The sequence below is a fragment of the Mucilaginibacter polytrichastri genome (assembly GCF_001911425.1).
Classification (GTDB): domain Bacteria; phylum Bacteroidota; class Bacteroidia; order Sphingobacteriales; family Sphingobacteriaceae; genus Mucilaginibacter; species Mucilaginibacter polytrichastri.
Window position 1 is genome coordinate 367,034 of record NZ_MPPL01000001.1, and the last position, 15,763, is coordinate 382,796.

The window sequence follows — 15,763 nt, forward strand, 5'->3', positions numbered from 1 at the left end:
ATTGTTCTCGTATTTAGCAATATGGGTTAACTCACAATTTTTAATTTAGGCTGGTCATTCCAAATAGCCAAGAGTTTGCTTGCATGCTCTGTCGGCGTTACTTTTATATACTTCATGAAACTTGTTTCTGTTTTATGGCCTGTTATAGCCATTATGGTGAGCGTGGGAACTCCCATGTTGTAGGCATTAGTTGCGAATGACCTACGTGCCGTATGTGTCGTTAGGTGCTTGAATTTGGGTATATTTATAACTACTCCTTTGCCTGCTTTTGTTCTCTCCCTCTTTATGATTTCAGTAAATCCAACTAATTTGCCTATCTCTTTTAAATAGTCATTCATTTTTTGATTGCTTATCGGTAATGGTAAACTGTTTTCTGTTTTTCCGTCATATCGCTTAATAATTTCACTAACTGTTGGGTGAACAGGAATAACGACCTCTTTGCCAGTTTTTTGAGTTTTGATATTAATGTACCTGTCTTTGATGTTTTTAGAGCTGATCGAGTTAAAGTCTGAAAAGCGAAGGCCTGTCCAGCATCCAACCAAAAATAAATCTCTGACGCGCTCTAAGCGGGGAGTTTGTGATAAGTCGTAATTGTATAATATGGTTAATTCTGTAGGGTTTAAATAAACATTGTCTACCTCCTCTGTAGGGGCTAAAAAGCGTTTACTTCTGAAATCAAGCTTTGTGTTTTTTCCGGTTTCTGTTGCATCACTTAATATTCCTTTAAGGGTCCTTATATGCTTACCAATACTGTTGGTAGAATATTTGCGCACCGTAGTTAAGTGGTCTTTAAAGTCATTGTAAAAATCCAATGTGACGTCTTCAAAAGTTATTGGTTTTCGTCTCGTTGCCTGGAATTCCTTTAAAATTGCTAAGTGGGTTTTGTGTATTCGTTTCGTTGAGTCTGCTAATGGCTTGCCGGTTTTGGATAATCTTTTATTGGTTTCAATTTGATTGATATAATGTTCTGCAAACGAAATTAACGTATAGGAAGTGTTAGTAAGAGGTTCAGCCTGGTCAAATAACCCGGCCATTATTAAGGATTTTATTGTTGCTGGCAAAGGCTGTTGTTGGCTATTGTCGTTTAAGTATTTGCGGTATATGTCCTGGACTTTGTTTTTGATGTTGTTAAGCCGCGTGTTGAATTCTGCATTCGTTGGGAATGACTTTGATTGCCTTGCTTTTTGATTGCTGCTGTCCCAGTATTTAGGGTCAATACGATCAACGGTGCAAATATTTAATCTCGTTCCATTGTATGAAAAATATAACAAGATGCCAGTTTCTTTATTTGGCGTGTTATTTCTGAGGTAAAAGTTTATCTCGGCCATTGATTTATAATTGAGGCCTCTAAGGTATATGAAATAAGGTTGAGGACAAATTTGAAGACACTGTTTTTTAACTTGCTTTACTTTTGTTTGCCTTGGCTTTACATGCATATGGCTCTAATTACTAATTAGAGCCATATTTTAATCTGTATTTACTTCTTTGTATATATAGGTTCGGGTACAGCTGATACCACTACATTAGGCAAGTTGTCAACAAAGTTGACAACTTGCCTAATGTAACGTCGTAGCCAACGCCTTTTATTGAGATCTATGTCAGCCTGATTAATCACACATACTAAAATTAGTTTAATATTTTTTTTAGCGTAAAATTCCTATTCACTATAAAATACATATCTTGTTATTATTACTTAAACCTGTATTTTATGAGAATTTCTGTATTTGTAGACGGCGCAAATTTCTTTTTCATGCAAAAACAAGCATTGAATTGGTTTGCTGATCCTAAAAGATTATTAGATTTTATTGGAGCTCGTGGAGACATCGTAGATGCTTTCTATTACATTGGTCAAGACGCTCCTCCTGAAGCCAAGCAGCAAGCTTTCTTAGATGCCCTTACCAGGCATGGGATATTCTCTTATTTCTAAGCAAATTAAAACGATTTATGACACAAAAAATGGCGCTACAAAACGCAAAGCCAATTTAGATATCGAAATTGTGTTAGATATGTTTAATACAATAGACCATTACGAACTTGCGGTGTTGGTTAGCGGTGATGGTGACTTCGAAAGAGCATTAACTTTGTTAAGGGGCAGGGGGAAACAATTATTAGTAATCGCAACAGAAGGTTTTATTGCAAGAGAATTACGTAATGTTGCGGGTCGGCATTATATTGATATGAGAGATATAAAAAAGGAAATAGAAAAACAAGGACGGTAATTTTTGACTCCCAAATTTTTAAGCCTAAATCAGTGATTAAAAGTAAACCAAACATAAAGTAGTTCGAGATTTGTAAAGTAGCCAAACCACAATTTAGACAAGTTGTCAACTTAGTTGACAACTTTTTTCATGTAATGGCATCAATATCGTTCAGCTTTTTTTACTGAGTTATAGGTGAGGTTAAATGTTCTTCCCGAAAGAAACATGTAAATAAATAATTATTCCATATTTTAGTTTTTCGATTTAATACCTTATGTCTAACTATTTAGGTAATATCCTTAATTCTCACAAGTTTCTATTCTATTCAAAACTAATCGGATGTACAATAGCTGGAGGGTCATTTGTTTTGTTTCTAATGAAAAATCAAATTGAGTTTTACAAAGATCAAAATGCTGACTTGCAAAAAAAATATGAATTAATCGAAAAAACTGAACAGAAAAATTGTGAAAACGAGAAAAGCCAATTAAAGTTAAATATCGAAGCTTCAATGCTTTTGCAGTATAAAAAATTCGACAAGAACTCTAAAGAATCTCAGCTTTTTTTGGAAACAATAAATTTACTTAATGAAAAAGGCGACAAATGAAAGATATAGCTAAAGGAGTATTTGTCGGCCTCTTCCTCTGTTTACTGGCATTTGTTATTTTGTTAGGATTTGTAGCTTTAGATAGAAAAAAACAAATTGAAGAAAAACAATCTAACATTACCAGGCTTGATAGTATACTAAAATTAAATGATCGAATATTAAAAAACAAGGACAGCATTATAATCTTAAAGGATAAGATGATTAATGCTTGCAACTCAAATGTTAAAAATTTGACATCAAAACCTACATCAGAAAGTCAAAGAGTTACCGGTTTTACATTTGGAGATAAAAATATATCAGTTGAAGAATTATTAAAAATAACAAACAATACACTAAAAGAAAACATCACGTTAAAAAAAGATGTAGAACTTGCAACCTTTAAATTAAAGGTCATTAAAGATAAATTTGGCTTATCTTATAAAGACACAACAAACAAGATCATACTTGAAGATAATCCAAAGTCCTTATTAAATAAGACCAGCACGTTAAATACGCAAGTTGGCAAACTCAACAATCAAATTGATTCATTAAAAGCTGACCTTACCCTTAACAAAGCAATATTGGACTTAATACAAAAAAACTATAATATTCCTTATACGATTAAGGGAGGGACTATTACTATTCATTATAATAAACTTGATACACTTACTGATATTTATCCATTGATAAAAAAAAGGATAAGAATCAAGAATGGAAAAATCTGGCTCAATCCATTTTAACAACTATTGCAAATTCCAATCCATACAATTTATAATATGATACTTGTTCCCAATCATTTATAAATCCAAATCGGCGATTAAACGCAAATCAGACAGGAAAAAGTTCGAAATTTATACAGTAGCCACCACACCCAAAATAAGAAGGTTACGCACGAAAAGCGTAACCTTTTTTTGTTTCATGTCACCTATGTGTCATCCGGAATTAATCCCCCCCCCGCAACTTTTCTACTGAGCCTTAAAATGTAGACTAGACGACGGCAAATAAACGAAATGAGTTCTTTCCATAATTAATTGATTTCAAGAAAATGAATGAATCGCGAGCGCAGCTTAAGCGCTATTATATAGCTGCATGTCCTATTTCCAAATCGATTTCAATCCGGTAATTGTAAGTGTGTTTAATTTCAAGGCTCCATTAACGTTTATAGCCAGGCCAGAGTAATCCTCATTCGGAAAATATATAGCAGTCATGGTAGTTAAGCCGCCATCGGCAAAAAGCTCAACAGATGCTTTATCAACTACTATTGTCAAATCAGCACTTTTAGATGAACTTAGTCGGGGCGCTTCAAACCGGCCCGAAAAACCTTTTTTAAAATCTATCCTGCCCGATTTTGTTCTGTCGATAAAATACTTACCCTTAACATCGTCGTAACCAATTAATACTTCCTCTTTTTTATTGTTGGATAGTTTAATGGTATAGCCCTTTAATGTCGTCGTGTTTAGCTTTAAAATGTATTGACTTTGTAATTTATCCACTTTTCCATTCAGATCAAGTGTTTTGTTAACCAAAACATTTTTGGATACCCATGTATTGGCGTTAATATTAGCCAATTCCGGAACAGGCTTGGATGCAATTACTATACCCTGTTTACTTTGCTTGAGATGCAGATCACGTGGGATGGTCATGGCGTTGCGCCATTTTTCAGTAGGCACTTGGTTGGCATACTCCCAGTTGCTCATCCAGCCCAGAAAGATTTTACGGCTGCCGGTATTGCTCCAGGTAATGCCTGCATACTCATCGGGGCCGTAATCAAGCCAGCGGGTTTGGGTATCCATCGGCATAAACTGGTGCCCATTAAAGTCCCCTACAAAATATTGCGTGGCCGAGCCTCCATTAGGGCCTCCAGGATTAATGTTTACCACCAGTATCCAATATGTTTTGCCGTTCAGCTTCAACGGAAACAGGTCTGGGCACTCCCATACCCCGCCATGCGCCCCTGCTCTTAAACCAAACTCACTCTCCTTTTTCCAGGCTTTTAAATCGGGGGCCGAGTAAAAGGTAATATGATCTTTGGTGGCCAGCGTCATTACCCATTTTTTTTGTTTGGCATACCACATCACTTTAGGATCTCTAAAATCTTTAATACCTGGATTTTTAAGTACCGGGTTATCTGCGTACTTAGTCCAGGTAAGGCCGTTATCTAAACTGTATGCAATACTTTGGTTTTGAAAAACATCCGTACCCGCCTTTTCGCCCTTTGGATCATGATGTGTAAATATAGCTACCAACGGAACCTTCCCATTTTTGCCAAAGCCCGAAGTATTGTTGGAATCAACCACAGCACTGCCCGAAAATATATAGCCCAGGCTATCGGGATATAAAGCAACGGGCAATTGTTTCCAATGAACCAGATCCTTGCTTTCAGCATGCCCCCAGTGCATTGGCCCCCATACAATATCACCAGGATAATATTGAAAAAACAAATGGTAAGTGTGGTTAAAATAAACCATCCCATTGGGGTCATTTACCCAATGCTGCTCTGGCGAATAATGCACCTGCGGGCGGTGTGGCTCCTGGTAACTTACTCCTGATTTATCTTGCGCTTTACTAACCATGGTAATTATCATAAAAGCCATTAGTAATGCGATACCGGTTTTTGTTTTCATAATTGAAGTTCCTTTTAATTTAGGCAGATGAATTTAAGAGAGCCCCGGCATAGTTATAAACCGGGGCTCCAATCTTTTTCAAACAAATTTAATACCCCGGGTTCTGTTTGTACAAACCGTTGGTAAATGTAATTTCTGATTGTGGTATAGGCAGGTACTCGTCGCGGCCTGCCGTAAATTTAGCGGTAGCCAGGAAGGTTCTTCTAACTTTTTCAATATTGATGTAGTTGTTTAAAGTTTTTTCGGCAATACCCCATCTAACTAAATCAAAAAAACGTGCTCCTTCTGTAGCAAACTCCAGGCGTCTTTCCCACTGTAGCGCTTTGCGGGCGTAATCCTGCGTCCAGTTGGTAATGCTGTAGGGTTTAACGTTATAGTTGGATGGAAAAGTACCATCTGCTTTTTTAAGCCGGCCTGTGCTTGCCGCCGCACGATTTCTTATTTGGTTAATGAGTGGTAACGCACTTGCCTGCTGCCCCAATTCAATATAGGCTTCGGCCTGCATAAGCAATATATCGTCGTACCTGATGATATCATAATTTTTTGCCGACCCCATAAACGGACCAAGCTTAAAATAAGATGAGCTGGTAGCCAATTGCTGGTTACGCATGGTGTGGAAATTTCCATATACCCCAGGATCACGTACCCAACTGTTGCTGAATGGCTTTGTATTATCATATTTATATGGGTGGCCATCAATACCAACGGTATGATCTAATCTGGGATCAACCGTTACCTTTGTTAAATCGGCATTGCTATTGTTAAATGTATCGAAGTTCGGCAAACCATTCGCATCTGTTGTGTGTGCGTTCACAAGGTTCTGGCTTGCAGCATGGAAACCGCAACAGCCATACTGAGGTGCGCCGTGGGGGTAATTTAAGCCATCTTCAAAATTTAAACGTCCATCGGTAGTACCGTCATTAATACTGAACTGAATTGCGAATACCGACTCGGGGCCGTTTTCCGTTTCGGGTAAAAAATTATCGGCAATATCTGCACTTAACGCGTATTTACCAGATGAAATAACCGCTTGGGTAAGCGTAACAACTTCTTGCAACCTCGTTTTGTTGATACTTGTTAGCTGATGTTTATTATCCTGCTCATAAGCCTGGTACAACCTCAATTTAGCTAAATAAGCCTGGGCATTTAATTTATTGGCACGGGCCAACTCTGGCTGGGTTACCGGTAAATTATCAACAGCGAATTGAAAATCGGCTGCAATTTTATTCCATGAATCCTCATTTGACAACGTGTTTGAAACTTTCAGAATATCATCCGAAGTAGCATTTTCGTCAAAAATGGGAATGTTTTTATAAAGCAGTTTCATGGTGAAATAACTATGGGCACGTAAAAACTTTAATTCGGCCAAACGTATTTTTTTGTTGGGATACTCGGCTTCGGAGAGTGAATTAACTGCCCTTAGTGCAACATTTGCCCTTGATATAGATTTAAATAAATTCTTCCAGGTGCGCGAAACAAACGAGTCCATTGAGGGGGTTACCAGGTTATAATGCTCCAAGGCATCAACTTCACCTACGTCTCCGGTACCGCCGCCGCCTTTGTAAGCGTCATCTGAGCGAACACTGCCGTAAGCCCAGTTGCTATATATAGGGCCTATCATATCGCCATTGCCAATAGCGGCATAGGCTGCGGTTACCAAACCTTCAATAGCGGTTGGTGTTTTTAAATCTGATGAAGACAACACCCCTTTGGGTGTATAGTCTAACGCTTTTTTACATGAACTGAAGATGAGCAGTCCGGATAAGATAGCGGTGAATAATATTTTTGCTTTCATACTGAATAGTTTATATCGTTAAAATGATGCGTTAATACCAAAACTGAAAACTTTAGGAATTGGAACCGGTCCAAGGTCAATCCTTTCAGGATCTGGGCTTAAATAGCTTTTGCTTTTCAACGTAAATACGTTCTCGGCCATGGCAAATACCCTAAGCCTGGTAAATATCGCATTGGGTGCAATGCTGTATCCAATTTGGATATTGCGCAATTTAAAGTAAGAGGTATTTACAATAAAGTAGTCGGAAGTACGGGCTTCGTTATTGTTGTCTTTTAGAGTTAATGCAGGCACTGTTGTATTAGTATGCTGTGATGTCCAGCCGTTGAATACACCGGGGCCTACGTTTTCGCGGCTATGCATCAAGTTGTTGTATAGGGTATATACATCAAACCCTTTACGCCCGGCAACACCCGAACCAAATATAGACAGATCGAACTTTTTATAGCTCAGATCAATTCTGGCACCGTATTCTAAGCTCGGCAATGTAGTTCCTATCCATGTTTGGTCGTTGGCATCAATTTTTCCGTCGTGGTTTACATCAACATAACGTATACGGCCTGGCCCCGCGCCAATTTGCGTTGGGGCAGCATCCACTTCGGCTTGCGATTGGAAAAGGCCGGCTGTTTTGTAGCCAAAAATATCAAACTGTGAATGTCCTATTATGGTATTATCTATATTACCAGGATAAGCCGGTCTGACATTCTCCGGTAAATCTGTGATCTTATCCCTGAAATGCGAAAAGTTTAGCGTTACATTGTAATTGAAATCGCCTGATTGCTGGCCATGATAGGTTACCAAAAACTCCCACCCTTTATTGCTCTTTGAGGCACCATTAACGGTTTTTGATTGCCCTTCGCCCAAGGCCGATGCAACAGGCGGTGTAATAAGGATGCCGGTAGTGCGGCGGGTAAAATAATCGAATGAACCCGATATTTTATCGTGTAAGATGGCAAAATCAAGCCCGGCGTTTATCTCATCTGTTGTTTCCCATTTGAGGGCCGGGTTTGCAGCCTGGGTTTGCACAAAGCCCGAGGGTAACGAGCCGGTATTAGCGCCAGAAAGTGAGTACGCCGTACCAACGTTCATGTACTGCTCCCAAAAGCCCGGGGTTAACTGATTTTGAACGGTACCATAGCGGGTATCGTAAAGTGCGAATCGAGAAATATCGCCAATTTCCTGGTTACCAACGCGGCCAACACCTGCCCTTAGTTTTAATTCAGAGAAGATAGCGTTGTTTTTCATAAAGCGCTCCTGGTCAATTTTCCAACCAACGGAGGCTGCCGGGAAAATACCATATTGGTTGTTTGACCCAAACCTTGATGAACCATCACGACGGATAGTAACCGAGGCTAAATATTTACCCGCATAATTATAATCTAACCGTGAAAATTGCGAAAACAAGCTATTACCGGTTGAGCGGCCCGTTACAATGGTATTGCCGGTGCCGGCATCTAAAGTAAAATAATCTTCGGTTTGTATGGCGTAGCCTTGTTTAAGCGTGCTTTGTAAATCGGTAAAGGTTTTAATATACTCGGTACCAACCAATAATTTAAAGTGGTTGTTGGTTGATAAATCATAGTTATACCTTAACGTGTTTGAAAAAGTAGTACTTAGGTAATGGTTCTGGTCAAAAAATAAGCTATTAGTTGTACGGGCCAGGGCGCCTTCCTGGAAAGTTGGAGTTATTACCTTGCTCAGGTAGTTTGCATTATCGGCACCAAAATTCGATTTGAAATACAGGTTTTTAATAGGCTGTATTTCTAAAAAAACGTTACCAAAAGTATTTACCCGGTTAGCGTTGTTCCACTTGGCCAAATCCTGCATATGCAAGGGGTTATTTCTATCAGAGTATCCCGCGCCAGATTCCCCGGCATAAGTAACACCATCTTTTTGGTATACTGGTATAGTAGGAGCCAGCGTTACCGCCAAAAATGTGGTCGCCGCGCCACCCAAATCTGTTGTAGTAAGCGTTTCATTGGAGTTGGTTATTTTTAAATTTACGCCAAAAGAAGCTTTGTTATCAAAGGCACGTACCACACCGTTAATACTACCTGTAGTGCGGTTGTACTTGGTAAATCGAACCAGGCCAGTGTTTTTGATGTTGCCAATGTTAATTTCAAGCGATGCGTTTTTGCTACCAACCGATGCTGTGAAATCATTGTTATAAACCATGGCTGTTTTATACAGCACACTTTGCCAGTCTGTATTGCCGGCAGGGGTATTAGGGTCGCCACCTACAAATTGTTTGGGTGTAACGCTGTTTAAAACCGGGTTGTTGTAATCGCCATTCCAATTAAAGGTATATATGTCGCCATAGCCGGCAGCAGGGTCCTGGCCATCGTTTACAGAGGCCTGCCATAGTGCCTTACCTCTGTCTGTAGCATTCAGCATCTTAAAACGTAATGATTTTTCGGACTGAACAGATGTACTGTTATTAAACTGGAACTGAACTTTGCCCTGCGTATTGCCGCCGTTTTTTGTAGTTACAATGATAACGCCATTGGATGCCCTTGATCCGTAAATAGATTCGGCCGACGCATCTTTTAGCACCTGTATAGATGCTATGTTTGAGGGTGATAAATTTTGAAACACTTCGGGCCTGGTGGTGGGTATGCCATCAATAACATATAAAGGGTTGTTATTGCCCAATGTATTTGCACCCCTGATCAGTATCTTGCTGGTTGAGCCATTGGCCGATCCATCTTTCTCGATATACAAACCGGCAACCCTGCCCTGCAAAGCCTGCATGGTATTACCAGAACTGTTGTTTTTTACCGGCGTAAGATCAACAACCGCCACAGCGCCTGTAAGGTCTTTCTTTCTTTCGGATGTATAACCTGTTACTATCACTTCATTTAATGCAGTGGAAGCATCTTTAAATACCACATCAAGCACCTTGGTATCTGCGGCAACCGTTAACAACATCGGCTTGGTACCCACATATGAAAACCGTATAGATTGCCCGGTTGCTGCCGCGATGCTAAACTTTCCGCTGGCATCTGACAAAGTTGATTTTTGGGTTTCAACAACCACAACGGTAACGCCATCCATTGGTTTTGATGCGTTATCCAGCACAGTCCCGGTAATAACGCGGGATTGCGCGTATCCCTTACTTATGAGCAGTATAAGGAGGGAACAAATAAGTAATAATTTTCTCATTGGCTTAATTAAGTTTATTAGGTATGGTTTATTTAAAATAATTGGTTTTTAAAGTCTTGGTATTCTGTGATTTTATAATCGGGGCAACCTCCTTTCTTTGTTGCGATAAAGCCACCCATCGCTATCGCATTTTTCAATAAGGTTACTGGCGGTACGCCGTTATAATGATTGGCAATAAACGCGGCTAAAAAAGAATCGCCGCTGCCAATGGTATCGGTAACTTTTACCTCGCGGCCGGCAACATGATATGCCTTGTTTTGCTTGTAATAAGATGCGCCAAACTCGCCCTTTGTAACAACGATCTCGGGAATGTTAAAATGATCTTGTATAAACCTGACCTGTTCTGATTCTTTGCCGAACGATCCCCTGAAAAGGCCCTGCACCATTTCCAGTTCGGCCTGGTTAAACTTTACGATATCGGCTTTTTGCAACAATTCATCCAGCAAATCGCGGCTGAAGAAGGGCGGGCGAAGATTAATATCAAACACTTTAATCGCATCGCTTGCCAATAATTCAAATAAGGTATTACGCGATACGCTGCTACGCGATGCCAGACTACCGTATACCAGGTAGGTTGATGGCTGCAACTGCCCTATTATATGTTTACTATCACAGATAAAATCCCACGCTACCGGAAAAACGATATCGTACGATACCTCGTTGCCATTATTCATTTTGGCAATTACCTGACTTGTTGGGTGCTCAGTATCGGTTTGCAGTAAATTTTTTGGTATTCCCCAGCCGTCCATCAAATTTTCTAGCTTGTGGCCGTTGGCATCGTTGCCTATTTTGCTTACCAGGCTGGTGGGCATGCCCAGTTTATTTAAGTGATAAGCCACATTAAGTAATGCCCCACCAGGCTGCGGGCCATCCGGCAATACATCCCAAAGGATTTCGCCGTAGCAAATGGCCGGGGTTGTTATGTTAGTTTGCTGGGTATTCATTATTCTGATTATTAATGCATTACCATATTCGTTTCTATCTGCTCCAATGACCGGCCTTTGGTTTCGGGCATAAACTTCCATACGAAAATGAGCTGGCATACCATCATCACGCAGAAAAAGGAAAAGGTAACCGCGCCTCCCAACGACTCGGCCAGGTATGGAAAACAAAAAGCAATTATCGCTGCCATTACCCAATGTGTTGAACTGCCCAGGGTTTGCCCCTTGGCGCGTACCTGATTTGGGAAAATTTCGGATATAAAAACCCAGATAACCGCCCCCTGCGAAAAAGCGAAAAAGGCAATGAACATCATCATATAAATTGGGATTGCAAACCCGCTCATGTGGCCGGAGTGAAAAGTGAACGCTACCATAAACAGCGACACGATTAACCCGAATGAGCCAACCAGCATTAATATACGACGGCCTACCTTATCAATAATATTAATACCCAGCAGGGTGAATATAAAATTGATGAGCCCTATACCAACTGTAGATAGCAGCGAAGAGTGCGCACCAAGCCCGGCCATTTCAAATATCCGGGGCGCGTAGTATATAATGGCGTTTATGCCCGATGCCTGGTTAAAAAAGGCAAAGAGCATGGCTAATATTACCGGCGTTTTATATTGCCCAGAGAAAAGATTGCCGCTTGAAGCCGTATCATGCAGGGTTGAGTTTTTTATAGCAGCTAGTTCCTGTTCGCAATTGAGCGGATTGATCACACGCAATATTTCAAGTGCCCTGCCTGTTTCACCTTTTTTAAGGATGAGCCAGCGGGGGCTCTCGGGAATGAAATAAATGAGCGTCAAAAATAAAGCTGAAGGAAAGGCTTGCACACCCAACATCCAACGCCATGAAGCCTCACCGCCCTGGCTAATGAGGTAGTTGGACAGGTACGAGATGAGGATCCCCAATACCACGTTAAACTGGAACAAACCAACCAAACGTCCTCGCCTATCCGCCGGCGACACTTCTGATATATAAATAGGAGCTGTTACCGATGATATGCCCACCCCAAGGCCGCCTAATAACCGGAACACTAAAAACAGGTACCAGTTATCTGCAAGCGCGGTACCTATTGATGACAATAAATAAGCTGCGGCTACAAAGTATAAAGTATTTTTTCTTCCGAAGATATCTGATGGCCTCGACCCGAACAATGAACCAATTACGGTACCAATAAGTGCGATAGATATGGTAAGCCCGTGCTCCATTACAGACAGATGCCAGAATTCCTGGATAGATTTTTCGGCGCCCGATATCACAGCGGTATCAAACCCGAAAAGGAAGCCACCAAGGGCTACGACCATGGACCAGGCCAGGACGGAATGTTTTCTCATAATAAATTATAAATGGTGTTAATTGGATTTACTGTTGCAAAGTAGGGCGATATGCAAATGGACAGTTATTGATTTTATTCCAAAATAGTATAAAAATTAAATCAATTTTAATCTATTGATTATCAGTGAAATAAAATTAATTTCAATTCTGTATCAGCCGAATGTTTGATTTTGATACATTGTATTTCCAGTTTTGATACATGATGACACAAGTGGCAGCCTTTGGCCAGGGGTTATTATTTGTATTGTAAAAATATTTATCGATACTTTTGTATACATCCCCACCCAAAAGGATTGTATTAACCAATAAAACCGGGCTTAAACGTTTACTTAATATTTTTTAATGGCTTTGCTTTATAAATTGCGCAACCTGTTATTGCCAACCTTATGTATAGTAATGTTGTTTACCGGCTGTAAAAAAGCCGACAAAACATCACAGTATACCATAGGCTTTTCGCAATGTGTGGGCTCAGACCTGTGGCGGCGCAATATGCTGGACGAAATGAAAATGGAGCTTTCTTTACATCCCGATGCCCGTTTCATTTATGCTGATGCCGATAACAGCAGCAAAAAACAAATTAAACAAGTAAAGCAAATGCTGGATGAAGGCATCGATCTGCTCATTATATCGCCCAATGAAGCACAACCTTTAACCGGTATAGTTGAGCAAACCTACAATAAAGGTATCCCGGTAATTGTAATTGACCGTAAAACGTCGTCAGACCTTTATACAGCGTATGTTGGCGCCGATAATTACCAGATTGGCAAAATGGCCGGCGAATATATAGGCAATAACTTGGGCAAAGGCAACATTGTAGAGGTGATGGGACTACCCGGTTCTTCGCCTGCAATTGAACGGCACAGGGGGTTTAGCGATGCCCTGGCTAAATTTAATAATATCCATATCAAAGCACAGGTATATGGCGATTGGCTTAAGGACCATGCCCAAAAACAACTTTACCAGGTAAAGCCCGATTTAAAAACAGCCGATGCCCTGTTTGCCCACAACGATGTAATGGCAGGCGCATCCAGGGAGGTGCTAAACAACCTGCATTTAAACCACCATGTTAAAGTATTAGGAGTCGATGCTATGCCTGGAGCCGGCGGAGGCCTGCAAATGGTAGCATCAAAAACTATTGATGCCAGTTTAGTATACCCCACAGGCGGCAAAGAGGCCATTACCACCGCGTTCAGGATTCTGAATAAAGAAGCTTTTTCTAAAGAAAACATCCTGCAATCGCTTGTTATCGATTCAACCAATGTGCAGCTCATGAAAATGCAGTGGAACAAAATTAACAACCAGCAGAAGGATATTGAAAGGCAGCAATCGCTATTGGAAGAGCAGCGACAGGTTTATAACAGCCAGCAGTTGGTTTTAAATATTATTGTAATAACCTTGGTGCTGGCCATTGTTTTTGGAGGGCTTGCTTTTTACTGGCTGATGGAGAACCGAAAGATCAACAAAAGCCTGGAAGTAAAAAATAACGAAATTTTGCTGCAGCGCAACCAACTGATGGAAATGTCGGCCAGGGCCGAAGTTGCTACCGAAGCCAAGCTGAACTTTTTTACCAATATCTCGCACGAGTTTCGTACGCCTTTAACGCTCATCCTGTCGCCGGTTGAGGATATGATGAAGAACGAGAAACTGAATATTATAGCCGGCAAAAATTTAAAGCTAATACATAAAAATACGTTTAGGCTGTTAAGGTTGGTTAACCAGTTGATAGACTACCGCAAAATTGAATATGATAAACAGCAAATTAACGCGTCGCCAAACAACCTGGTACATTTTGTTACCGACATTATGGATAGCTTTCAGCACAATGCCCGTAAACGGAATATTACGCTGAGCCTGGTATCGGCAGAAAAAAATATAAGCGTTTGGTTTGATAGTAATATGCTTGATAAAGTTTTCTTTAACCTATTATCTAATGCACTTAAGTTTATTAAAGATAACGGCCGCATCATAGTAACTTTTACCCAAAATACCAACGATGTTGAAATAGCCATACAGGATAATGGCATAGGCATGGAGCCCGAAGAAACTGAACATATTTTCGACCAGTTTTACCAGGCCGATAACGGCAATACAAAGGGATCTGGCTTGGGGCTTTCTTTATCTAAAGAGATTGTTTTGCTACATCATGGCTGCATTAAAGTAAGCAGTAAAAAATGGCATGGAACTATTTTTACCATTTCACTGCCACTGGGCAACCCTTACAATTATAGTACCGGCCAACATTATAAACCGGTTAGCACCGCTGCCATTGACGAGCGCTCGCGCATTTATACTACCGACCTTGAACAAGACGAAATAAAAGTGGATTCGACAGGCCTTGGCAGCCCTAAAGAGCAATCTATCCTGGTAATTGAAGATAATGCCGATTTGCTGGGCTACCTTGCCGATAAATTGGGTGCCGATTACGAGGTGTTCACGGCAGATAATGGATTGCAGGGTTTGGCAGAAGCGTTTGAAAAAGTGCCCGACCTTATTATATCAGATGTTGTACTACCAGGTATGTCGGGGAAAGTAATTACCGAAAACCTAAAAACAGATATGCGTACATCGCACATCCCGGTTATTTTGCTTACGGCGCAGGCCAGCGTAGAGCAGCAAATTGATGGCATTAGCAGCATGGCCGATGTTTATATGGTAAAACCTTTTAATTATGATCAGCTGCTGGCAACAGTAAAAAACCTGCTTAAAAATAGGGTGATACTTAAAGAACATTTTACAAGCGATGTAAGTCATGGCAAAATACCGGCATCAAAATCGCTCGATAAAAAATTTCTTAACGATTTTACAGGTATTGTTGAGCAAAACCTAGCCAATGAAAACTTTAATGTAGATGATATCTGCAAAACCATCGGCATTTCGCGGGTACAGTTATATCGTAAAGTAAAAGCCCTGTTAGGTTGTAGCATTACCGATTACATTTTAAACCGAAGGTTAAAAAAAGCGAGATATCTGTTAACCCATGAAGGATATTCCATCTCCGAGATAACCTACATGGTAGGCTTTGCAAGCCCCAACTATTTTTCGACTGTATTTAAGGCGCAGTACAATTGTACCCCAAGCGAGTTTAAGCGCAAGCAGACTTCGTGATTAACATGAAGATTTAA

Annotated in this window: 11 protein-coding genes; 5 read left to right on the forward strand and 6 right to left on the reverse strand. The window is 40.4% G+C overall.

The features are described from left to right. Positions 1–26: 26 nt before the first annotated feature. Positions 27–1,328, reverse strand: coding sequence for a site-specific integrase (locus tag RG47T_RS01705; protein ID WP_171972459.1), 1,302 nt, complete (start codon positions 1,326–1,328; stop codon positions 27–29). Positions 1,329–1,708: 380 nt separating this feature from the next. Here RG47T_RS01705 and RG47T_RS26270 point away from each other — a divergent pair, with 380 nt between their 5' ends. From RG47T_RS26270 to RG47T_RS01720, 4 genes are all read left to right on the forward strand, one after another. Further along, positions 1,709–1,927 (forward strand): NYN domain-containing protein, encoded by a 219-nt coding sequence (locus RG47T_RS26270; protein WP_216350988.1) that lies wholly within the window; start codon positions 1,709–1,711, stop codon positions 1,925–1,927. After that, positions 1,905–2,219 (forward strand): NYN domain-containing protein, encoded by a 315-nt coding sequence (locus RG47T_RS26275; RefSeq protein ID WP_216350989.1) that lies wholly within the window; start codon positions 1,905–1,907, stop codon positions 2,217–2,219. The genes RG47T_RS26270 and RG47T_RS26275 overlap by 23 nt, the downstream gene beginning before the upstream one ends. A 355-nt stretch (positions 2,220–2,574) precedes the next feature. Continuing rightward, a complete protein-coding gene (locus RG47T_RS01715; RefSeq protein ID WP_074487670.1) occupies positions 2,575–2,802 on the forward strand; it encodes a hypothetical protein in 228 nt (75 codons plus the stop codon). Then, complete coding sequence (locus tag RG47T_RS01720; RefSeq protein ID WP_074487672.1) at positions 2,799–3,521, forward strand: hypothetical protein; 723 nt, start codon at positions 2,799–2,801, stop codon at positions 3,519–3,521. Before RG47T_RS01715 ends, RG47T_RS01720 begins: the two co-directional genes overlap by 4 nt. Before the next feature lie 354 nt (positions 3,522–3,875). On the opposite strand, the gene RG47T_RS01725 is transcribed toward RG47T_RS01720, so the two are convergent. The 5 genes from RG47T_RS01725 to RG47T_RS01745 all read right to left on the reverse strand — a co-directional run bounded on the left by RG47T_RS01725 (position 3,876) and on the right by RG47T_RS01745 (position 12,640). After that, positions 3,876–5,405 carry a glycoside hydrolase family 32 protein gene (locus RG47T_RS01725; RefSeq protein WP_074487674.1) on the reverse strand — a complete coding sequence of 510 codons (1,530 nt, stop codon included), beginning with the start codon at positions 5,403–5,405 and terminating at the stop codon, positions 3,876–3,878. An 88-nt stretch (positions 5,406–5,493) separates the two neighbouring features. Beyond that, positions 5,494–7,200 (reverse strand): RagB/SusD family nutrient uptake outer membrane protein, encoded by a 1,707-nt coding sequence (locus RG47T_RS01730; protein WP_074487676.1) that lies wholly within the window; start codon positions 7,198–7,200, stop codon positions 5,494–5,496. 18 nt (positions 7,201–7,218) lie between these two features. After that, positions 7,219–10,359 carry a SusC/RagA family TonB-linked outer membrane protein gene (locus tag RG47T_RS01735; RefSeq protein WP_074487678.1) on the reverse strand — a complete coding sequence of 1,047 codons (3,141 nt, stop codon included), beginning with the start codon at positions 10,357–10,359 and terminating at the stop codon, positions 7,219–7,221. A 32-nt stretch (positions 10,360–10,391) separates the two neighbouring features. Beyond that, positions 10,392–11,303: a carbohydrate kinase family protein gene (locus RG47T_RS01740; protein WP_074487680.1), complete on the reverse strand. Its 912-nt coding sequence runs from the start codon at positions 11,301–11,303 to the stop codon at positions 10,392–10,394. Positions 11,304–11,314: 11 nt separating this feature from the next. Beyond that, complete coding sequence (locus RG47T_RS01745; RefSeq protein WP_091690713.1) at positions 11,315–12,640, reverse strand: sugar porter family MFS transporter; 1,326 nt, start codon at positions 12,638–12,640, stop codon at positions 11,315–11,317. A 343-nt stretch (positions 12,641–12,983) separates the two neighbouring features. Between RG47T_RS01745 and RG47T_RS01750 the strand changes: the two genes are divergently transcribed. Next, the gene (locus tag RG47T_RS01750) at positions 12,984–15,746 is read left to right on the forward strand and encodes a substrate-binding domain-containing protein (protein ID WP_083627257.1); all 2,763 of its coding nucleotides are present in this window, start codon (positions 12,984–12,986) and stop codon (positions 15,744–15,746) included. The last annotated feature ends 17 nt before the right edge of the window (positions 15,747–15,763 follow it).

Excerpts from the sequence above, each read along its gene's own strand:
- RG47T_RS01715 (WP_074487670.1), top strand. The coding sequence starts at position 2,575 with ATGAAAAATCAAATTGAGTTTTACAAAGATCAAAATGCTGACTTGCAA.
- RG47T_RS01745 (WP_091690713.1), bottom strand. The coding sequence starts at position 12,640 with ATGAGAAAACATTCCGTCCTGGCCTGGTCCATGGTCGTAGCCCTTGGT.
- RG47T_RS01750 (WP_083627257.1), top strand. The coding sequence starts at position 12,984 with ATGGCTTTGCTTTATAAATTGCGCAACCTGTTATTGCCAACCTTATGT.
- RG47T_RS01735 (WP_074487678.1), bottom strand. The coding sequence starts at position 10,359 with ATGAGAAAATTATTACTTATTTGTTCCCTCCTTATACTGCTCATAAGT.
- RG47T_RS01730 (WP_074487676.1), bottom strand. The coding sequence starts at position 7,200 with ATGAAAGCAAAAATATTATTCACCGCTATCTTATCCGGACTGCTCATC.
- RG47T_RS01740 (WP_074487680.1), bottom strand. The coding sequence starts at position 11,303 with ATGAATACCCAGCAAACTAACATAACAACCCCGGCCATTTGCTACGGC.
- RG47T_RS01705 (WP_171972459.1), bottom strand. The coding sequence starts at position 1,328 with ATGGCCGAGATAAACTTTTACCTCAGAAATAACACGCCAAATAAAGAA.
- RG47T_RS26275 (WP_216350989.1), top strand. The coding sequence starts at position 1,905 with ATGGGATATTCTCTTATTTCTAAGCAAATTAAAACGATTTATGACACA.
- RG47T_RS01720 (WP_074487672.1), top strand. The coding sequence starts at position 2,799 with ATGAAAGATATAGCTAAAGGAGTATTTGTCGGCCTCTTCCTCTGTTTA.
- RG47T_RS26270 (WP_216350988.1), top strand. The coding sequence starts at position 1,709 with ATGAGAATTTCTGTATTTGTAGACGGCGCAAATTTCTTTTTCATGCAA.
- RG47T_RS01725 (WP_074487674.1), bottom strand. The coding sequence starts at position 5,405 with ATGAAAACAAAAACCGGTATCGCATTACTAATGGCTTTTATGATAATT.